This window comes from Bradyrhizobium sp. CSA112 (assembly GCF_029051645.1).
In the GTDB taxonomy this organism is placed as follows: Bacteria; Pseudomonadota; Alphaproteobacteria; order Rhizobiales; family Xanthobacteraceae; genus Bradyrhizobium.
This window is the reverse complement of record NZ_JAACFS010000016.1, coordinates 149,141-155,420: the sequence shown is the minus strand read 5'-3', so window position 1 is coordinate 155,420 and position 6,280 is coordinate 149,141. Positions and strand designations below refer to the sequence as shown.

The following is a 6,280-nucleotide window of genomic DNA, read 5'->3' as shown; positions in this document are numbered from 1 at the left end:
GGATTTAGAGGGGGCGGAGGCGGCTTTGCCGGCGGAGGAATGCGCGGCGGGTTCGGAGGCGGCGGTTTCCGTGGCGGGCTTGCCGGTCCCGGCTTCCGGGGTGGGCTTGCCGGTCCTGGCTTCCGTGGCGGGCTTGCTGGTCCCGGCTTCCGCGGTGGGCTTGCCGGTCCCGGCTTCCGTGGCGGGCTTGCCGGTCCCGGCTTCCGGGGTGGGCTTGCCGGTCCTGGCTTCCGTGGCGGGCTTGCCGGTCCTGGCTTCCGTGGCGGGCTTGTCGGTCCTGGCTTCCGGGGCGCCGGTTTCCGCAGAGATTTCGTCGGCCCGCGGTTCGCACGGTTCGGTCATCGCCGCTTCGCGTTCGGCTTCGCGCCGTTCTTCGTCGGCGCAGGGCTCTACCCCTGGGCCTACGACTACGACTACGGCTACGACTACGAATGCTGGGTCTACACGCCGTGGGGTCCCCGCTACGTCTGCGGAGGATACGGCGGCTGGGGCGGATACGGCTACTACTAAGTCAGGTCACTCGACCACTGGGTGAAACGGTTCAGTGGGTCTGCAGGTCTGAAATTGGGCACTTATCGGACGTGCCGCGCTACGCTGACGATGTCCGGTGATAGGGGCAAATCGGACTTCGAACCGCGACCACGCTCGCATGAGCCATGTGTCATCGGTGGTAGCAGCACCGATCTCGTCCCCTGATTGTTCGGAATTCATAGGAAAAAAGTAAAATGCCCGCCGTGCCCCCAAGGTGCGGCGGCTAAAGCGATGGTTGACGGGAAAGCCACTTCCCGCCGCTCAACCACGCACGAACAGGAAGCCAAAGGCGATGCCAGAAGCGGCGGAGTCGATGGCCAGACCTCATGGTTGTTCTGGGGGGCGCGAAATGCACTTTTGGCCGTCGCGCGATTTTAACGCTCTGCGCTTCTTTTTGACGCTCAAAGCCATATGCCAGTCCATAACCCACGTGAACCCAAAAACAGACTGTCCATGCAAGAACAAACAAGATCGACAATACCAACACAGGCTCAGTATTGCTCGGCGCCAATCCCGCGCCGGTCGTAACATCCTTCCAGTGGTAGACTGTCCAAGCCCAGATGTCGCTGGTGACCGCTCCCATTCCGCAAATGACGATCTTTAGTCCTTCACTCCCTGCTACTCCGAGCGCGGCAAACATAATCGCCGATGGAACGAGAAACAGCTGACACACTGAAATCAATTCGGCTCTCATGCGGCCTCCCTGAAAACATTTCTGTGCGAATTTCATCCAACATCGATACAACCAACGGTTGATCAGCCATCATACCGTTAATTTGGTCAAGAGCCAAGCTGAGCGGTGTCACGATAGAGGTGAAAGATAATCTAATTTAGTGAAGCAGGACGCCGAAGCAGGTAGGATGGCTTAGCCAACCGTCTGCGATTCGGAGGGCCCATGACCACTCGGCGGCTGAGAACCGGCAACCTGCTTACGATGCGAGCAGAGTCCAGAGAACAAATTGATAAATCTCACGCCGCGCGTTTTCCGGTTCAACACGAAATCCAGAATCTGCAAAATGAACTGAACAATTTCAACGAGCGGATCATAGAATTGGAAAATGAAGGCCATCGCGGCTATGCGATGGAAGTGTTGAAGGCAAAGGCGATAGACTTCGCACGGCAGATCGATGAACTTCGCTGCTTACTAGTCCAACCGCGTCCGAAATAGTGGGCGGTCGGTCGGATCATCCGTGTTTCTACCGAGAACAATCAGGGTTTGGCCCCTAGTTCTCCGTAGCTCACCACGCGGGTGTTGAATAATCAAGCGCGACCAGCCTGCCTTGATATACTCCCCAGTCGGACGGCTTCGGCTCAAACGGGCAGATGGCCTCTCCCGGCCGTTGATCCCACTCCTCGGCTAGATCGAGATATTCTTCCATTGTCATCCTGGTCGTCGTCGGCTCAGCAGCGGCTATCACAAGCAGCAGGCCCCACGGTGACGTCCAGAGCACCGGGCATAGCATCATGCGGCGCTTAGCGTTGACCGAACGATAGAGCTTGGCTTCGTATCTGTTGCAGTCACAGCCCTGCCAATTCCGGGCGATCTTGAAGGCCCATGGTCCGATGACGATGACGGGCCGCCTGAAAACTCCCTTCCGCGATATGGTTATCCTCACCAGCGGCCCTAAGCGAAAAGATCGGAGCCAGCTTGCTCGAAGCGGACGAAGGTGCCGCTTTCGTGCATCTTGATCCAGCCGCGTTCGATGGCGAACGCTAGGCCCGCAGAATACTGTGCCGGTGTGCCCCTATCGACGTACAGGAAGGGGCCGTTGATGACCTCGATATAAATCCTGCCGTCTTGAATTGGCTGGAATGCATGTGCGTGCTGCATCAGCCGACGCGCGGCTTTCTCGGGATCTGCAAAGGACCGCTCGTTGGTGAACTTCACGCCGCCGCCTTATCTTCCTTATCAGCGCCTCGCATCACGATCTTCAGCGCGTCATCCGGCAACGGCCGCTGCAACGACTTGGCCTCATCCCGTGGCGCGCGCATCCAGACATCGCGCTCCTCATCGGTCATCGGGATCACCGGCATCGCTTTCGGATGGATCGGCTCGACCACCGCGTTCGGCGATGTCGTGAGAAAACCATAGACCTGATGCGGCCCTGGCACCGGCTTCGATTTCATGCCGCGATCACCGTTGTAGATCGTTCACATGCCCGCGAAGGCGAACAGCGGACGGTCGTCATTGAGCGCGAACCAGACCACATCTTTCCTCTTAGTTTCCGGGTTCGGCTCGGGCGAGTATTCGGCAAAGCTGTTGGCAGGGACCAAACAGCGGTTCTCAGGTCTGAGCCACATACGCCAGTGCGGCGATGACGTGTGCGGATGTTCGTGACCGGCGGGCCACCCGTGCGCGGTGGCGGCGGCATGCTCCAGCGCATCATGACAAACTCGCGTTCGGTGCCAGCATTGCGAACGACCGGCGGCGGCTAATCGGGAAACACTCCCGGCATGGGAGACAGGTTGCCGACGTAGCGGTTCATCACGCGGAATAGCGCGCGGATGGCCTCTTGGTTTGTGGTGATCGAATAAAGATTGCAGATGTGGACGGCCCCCCACTTGTCAGGATGGTAGCAGACTTTTGACCTGATCGCTTGCTCTCAGATGTCCGGCCTGTTTGCGCGGACAAAGTCCGCTGGCCGAGATGGTGTTCGCTACGCACGCTCCAAGCACATAGGCGACATTGATGATGCCAGTGAAATCTACGGAAGCTCGCGCGTATCGACCGATCGGTCCTTCCATCTACCGCGTCCTGCAAGTTCGTGGGCTATCCGCCGAGCAACCTCGCTCGCGGCGCCAATTTCAGATCAGATGGGCATGGCGGCTGCCGGCCGGTTGTACACGCCGCCCGATATCATCAAGCGCCACGCGATGCGGGCGAACTTATTGGCCAAGGCCACCGCCACCAACTTCGGCGGCTTTCGCTCCAGCAGCGAAGCGAGCCAGGGTGTGGGCTTATGACGACCCTTTCGGATATGCCTCAGCAGCGCGGTCGCGCCGACGATCAACGTCGATCGGAGCACTGAATCTCCGGCCTTTGTGATACCGTCATGTCTTTGCCGGCCGCCAGTTGAATGATCCTTGGGCGTCAGTCCGAGCCAAGCCGCAAAGTCACGGCCTGATCTGAACGTCTCCGGCGGCGGCGCCTTCATGCTTAGCATGGACGACCCAATCGGACCGACGCCGGGAATCGTCGCGATACGCCTGCTGACGTCATCTTCGCGATGCCACTTCATCAGCTTGGCCTCGATCTTTGCCAGGCGAGCTTCGACTGCGGCATACTCCTCCGCCTGGAGGCGGAAGAGATCCCGCGCCATTTCCGGCAAGCTGTCATTCTCGAGCACCCGCTTGATAAGTGCCGTGACGTTCTGCCGGCCGGCGGGGCCGACGATGCCGAACTCAGCTGCATAGCTCCTGAAAGCATTGGAGAGCTGCGACTTCACGCTGACCAGGCGTTCCCGCACGGTCATCAACATGCAGGCCGCTTGCTGTTCCTTCGACTTCACCGGTACAAACCGCATACTCGGGCGGGTGACCGCCTCACACAACGCCTCGGCGTCGGCCGCGTCGTTTTTGCCGCGCTTCACGTAAGCCTTCACATACTGAGGTGGGATCAGCTTCACCTCGTGACCGAACGACTGCAGCAGGCGCGCCCAATGATGCGAGCTGCCGCAGGACTCAATGGCGACGAGAACCGGCGGAAGCCGCTCGAAGTAGCGGATCATCTCGGCTCGCCGGAACTGGCGGCGGACAACCACCACCTCGCTCTCGTCAACACCGTGAAGCTGGAAAACCGACTTAGAAGTATCCATACCGATGCGAATAGGAAGATTCATCAGACTTTCCTCTCATCTAGCTGTGACGCCGAGAGCGCCATAGAACCGTGGGAATGAGAGGCCGTCCACACCAGCACATGATAGCAGCGTTACTGCTGATCCTTAGGAGTGGCCCCGCCCGCCGCGTCGGGGACCGATGTCGGACTAGATTCTTCGGTAGGCGTACCTGTTCTTAGCGCCGGGGCCTCCGTGCATTCGCCCGCCCAGAGCTTCGTTCCTTTGACCGTTCCGACGAGCTTGCAACCAACGGGCGCCCTAGGCTTCACCTGAATGAGCGGCTTCGCGCCGACGGTCGGCCGCTTTGCCGGTTTTGCGCCTTGAGCGAGTGCAAGTGTGGGAATGAGCAATATAGCGAAAGAAAGCGCTGTCCTCATAACGTGGTTCCACTTCTTCAAAAAGGGCGCGCGTCCGCAAAAATCAGCTGACCAACTTGTTGGCGCGCGCCAGATCCTCCAGTGCGTCGGAAAAATCAAAATCTGCTCATCGGCCCAAGCATTGTACCACCCTCCCAATTTTCGACGGCATGGAAACCCCAATGGCATGACGCCAATCTTATCAAGTTCGCCAACTTCCAAATCGCAATCTTCCGGCGCGAGTTGGATCGGTAGCCACCGCAGAGCGGGACACGACATCCCTGCGAGCCTAAAGAGCGCGTGCAATTAATGCCGCCAACCGGCTATGGAAGCCGCCAATCTGTCTGAATGCATCCTGCCGTTCGGATGATCCCTCAGGAAGCCGTTGCGCGGCTTCCCATAAGCTTGCCAACAACCTCGTCATGTCTTTCAATTCATCTGCCTCGGACATTCCAAATGTGCGTCGGCTCAACGTTGAGTCCTCATTGTACGAACGGATAAATGTGGGTGTGGGCGCCGCGACGGGATAGCGCAGCGAGGAAAGGAAGAGAGTAAGTACAAATGGCAGTATCTATGCAGTTGCCGCGCGGGAAGTACTGGCGCAGCAAAAGGTGCTCTTCTCCACGCACGCGGCGTAACATCGATCTCCACGTTCTACTCATGTTGAAAACGAGGATCAGCCAGCATTTGCGGCATCCCTGTGTCATGCAATCGTCATATTAGAGCCGGTGCGTTCTGGCGCTCCTCTGATACTCGGTATCAGGCTTGACCCGAAGCCGTGGCCGAGGTCGTGTGCCGCGCGTCATGCGAGAACGCCCATGAAGAAGCCGCTCCTCGATCCACATATCGCTGACGTAGCGCCAGCCGGAGCAGCCTTCACTGAGTATGACGAGGAGCACATGATCACGTACATGCGCTTGCTTGATGCTGATCAACAAGGCGCGCACTGGCGTGACGTCTCTCGGATCGTGCTGCGCATAGATCCAGACACCGAGGCCGACCGCGCGCGTCTGGCGTTCGAAAGCCACCTCTCGCGTGCCAGATGGATGGCCGAGCAAGGTTATCGCCATCTGTTGCGAGGCGGCGCCTGATCATCGTGACACTGCCGCAGGCGCCGCTACAAGCTGCCGGTTCACATGATCAAGTTGACCGAGCAGCGGGAGATCACACCGTACAAGTGGGTGCATCCTGATGAAGAGCGATGAGACCACACAGGTCACACCACAGGATTAGGGCCGTTCCAGAGCTACGATCACTATCCTCATGCCCGAGCGTTCAGGCTGACGATGTCCGTACATGAGGGCACAGCGGTCTTCGTTTTTCGGGCGCGTCTAGGTCCGTTGTTGACCCGAAGCGGTCCTCACAGCGCAGGCAAACTCGACGTGATTGGCCAAGGCGCATGTGGTAGTTTCCTCTCCCCGACCCCTAGTACGGTCCTCACTCCCTACGGGCTGTATCCGCTGGGATCCCGGGGCTTTATGAGGCAGCACCCCTGGGGGCTGTATGAGGTGGCGCGAGCTGTCGACGCTGCTCGTCCGCGCCAACGAAGTGATGGAA

The 6,280-nt window shown here is 59.0% G+C and carries 6 protein-coding genes and 1 pseudogene; 3 read left to right on the top strand and 4 right to left on the bottom strand.

The window, feature by feature from the left end; translation table 11 throughout:
* Positions 1–510, top strand: a 510-nt coding sequence (locus tag GWE18_RS24620) for a hypothetical protein (RefSeq protein WP_275188276.1), incomplete at its 5' end; no start/stop codon positions are given.
* 244 nt (positions 511–754) lie between these two features.
* On the opposite strand, the gene GWE18_RS24615 is transcribed toward GWE18_RS24620, so the two are convergent.
* Positions 755–1,225, bottom strand: a complete 471-nt coding sequence (locus GWE18_RS24615; RefSeq protein ID WP_275188275.1) for a hypothetical protein — start codon at positions 1,223–1,225, stop codon at positions 755–757.
* A 201-nt stretch (positions 1,226–1,426) separates the two neighbouring features.
* Here GWE18_RS24615 and GWE18_RS24610 point away from each other — a divergent pair, with 201 nt between their 5' ends.
* Positions 1,427–1,699, top strand: coding sequence for a hypothetical protein (locus GWE18_RS24610; protein WP_275188274.1), 273 nt, complete (start codon positions 1,427–1,429; stop codon positions 1,697–1,699).
* Positions 1,700–2,155: 456 nt separating this feature from the next.
* On the opposite strand, the gene GWE18_RS24605 is transcribed toward GWE18_RS24610, so the two are convergent.
* The 3 genes and pseudogenes from GWE18_RS24605 to GWE18_RS24595 all read right to left on the bottom strand — a co-directional run bounded on the left by GWE18_RS24605 (position 2,156) and on the right by GWE18_RS24595 (position 4,370).
* Complete coding sequence (locus tag GWE18_RS24605) at positions 2,156–2,419, bottom strand: hypothetical protein (protein WP_275188273.1); 264 nt, start codon at positions 2,417–2,419, stop codon at positions 2,156–2,158.
* Positions 2,416–3,077, bottom strand: a pseudogene (locus GWE18_RS24600) (SOS response-associated peptidase family protein). Before GWE18_RS24600 ends, GWE18_RS24605 begins: the two are co-directional and overlap by 4 nt.
* A gap of 264 nt (positions 3,078–3,341) precedes the next feature.
* Positions 3,342–4,370, bottom strand: coding sequence for an IS110 family transposase (locus GWE18_RS24595; protein WP_275188272.1), 1,029 nt, complete (start codon positions 4,368–4,370; stop codon positions 3,342–3,344).
* 1,171 nt (positions 4,371–5,541) lie between these two features.
* On the opposite strand from GWE18_RS24595, the gene GWE18_RS24590 reads away from it, so the two are divergent.
* Positions 5,542–5,814 carry a DUF2285 domain-containing protein gene (locus GWE18_RS24590; protein WP_342804286.1) on the top strand — a complete coding sequence of 91 codons (273 nt, stop codon included), beginning with the start codon at positions 5,542–5,544 and terminating at the stop codon, positions 5,812–5,814.
* Positions 5,815–6,280: the final 466 nt, after the last annotated feature.

What these genes read in the sequence shown, in the direction of transcription:
- GWE18_RS24590 (WP_342804286.1), top strand. Translation starts at nt 5,542, where the DNA reads ATGAAGAAGCCGCTCCTCGATCCACATATCGCTGACGTAGCGCCAGCC.
- GWE18_RS24595 (WP_275188272.1), bottom strand. Translation starts at nt 4,370, where the DNA reads ATGAATCTTCCTATTCGCATCGGTATGGATACTTCTAAGTCGGTTTTC.
- GWE18_RS24615 (WP_275188275.1), bottom strand. Translation starts at nt 1,225, where the DNA reads ATGAGAGCCGAATTGATTTCAGTGTGTCAGCTGTTTCTCGTTCCATCG.
- GWE18_RS24610 (WP_275188274.1), top strand. Translation starts at nt 1,427, where the DNA reads ATGACCACTCGGCGGCTGAGAACCGGCAACCTGCTTACGATGCGAGCA.